1 protein-coding gene is annotated in these 1,157 nt (G+C 53.4%); it reads right to left on the minus strand.

Going from position 1 to position 1,157, the window contains the following annotated elements; translation table 11 throughout:
- The coding region (locus tag CAG25_RS28090) for a transposase (protein ID WP_143493009.1) at positions 1-938 on the minus strand (938 nt) is incomplete at its 3' end.
- Positions 939-1,157: the final 219 nt, after the last annotated feature.

Below are 1,157 nucleotides of genomic sequence, written 5' to 3' on the forward strand. Positions count from 1 at the left end.
CTTAAATTCGGTTGGTATTCGCTCTGGTTTTTCATGAGGGCGAATGCCACCCGGCAAAGCTTGCGGGCGAGGATGACCAAGGCTTGGGTTCTGGCTAGACCTCTTGCCAGATAGGACTCATAGAACGGTTTCCAGACAGGGGACCGACAAGCTGCCATAGCTGCATTGTGTGCAAGACGCCGTAATTCCCCGTCACCTTTTTTGCTCAAGTGGCGAGGACTGTGTTTCTTACCTGAGTCTTTTGCCTTCAAGTCCATTCCCAGAAAGGCGATGAACGCATCGGCGCTGGCGAACTCACCTCGCATGTATGTAGTTGCCAGGCCCGTTGCCGTGAGTTCACCAACTCCTTCAATCGCTTTGCAGCGTCTGATGTTTTCACTAATGCCGGCTTCTTGGCTGACTTTACGAAGCAACTCCTGAATGGCCTGATCCAGCTGTTTGAAATGCTTCAACCCATCGGCCAAAAGATCTTCAAGAAGAGGTTCGGTTGACCAGCTCAGCTTGATACTGACTCGGACCTTCATCAGCTGTGCACGCTTGTTAAGCAGACTTTTCAACACTGTGTAGTGCCGCGGTGGTGGGTTCCAGACCCGCAGCCGATGCTGTTCACTGGTTAGATAACGCGCCAGAAGACGTGCATCACAAGGGTCGGTTTTTGCACGCTGACCGATGCTTTCGCGGTAATGGCTCACCCGGTAAGGGTCCACGATGTAAACCCGATGCCCCATACCATGGGCCAGTTCGGCCGTGTCCAGGTGGTAGAGATTAGTGGCTTCCAGGGCGATTGAGCTTTGGGCGGGCAGGGTCTTCAGCCAATGACCTACAGATGTGCGGTCGTTGTTGATGGCCTGGATGATTTTCAGATCTTCGCGATAAACGACGATTTCGGCCTTGGCCACATCGACACCAATCACCGTTGGCGAGGTAAGGATTGTCATGACGAATCCTCGGAGCTAGGGTTTAAGAGCTTGTCGGGGTCTACCGTAGCGCTGGCTTGCCTCTATCGTCGGTTTTACCGATGAATTCCTTATCGGCGCTTTAGGTAGAAAGGGCGGGACGAGAAGTCTCCCACGGTCCGTACTGGCTAGAGTCGGAATCGAGCTTTTAGTCCCGCCCACCCCTTCAAGTCTAAACATACAAGCGGGCTTGCTCGCGAA

This window comes from Pseudomonas sp. B16(2017), assembly GCF_002113205.1.
Taxonomy (GTDB): Bacteria; Pseudomonadota; Gammaproteobacteria; order Pseudomonadales; family Pseudomonadaceae; genus Aquipseudomonas; species Aquipseudomonas pharyngis.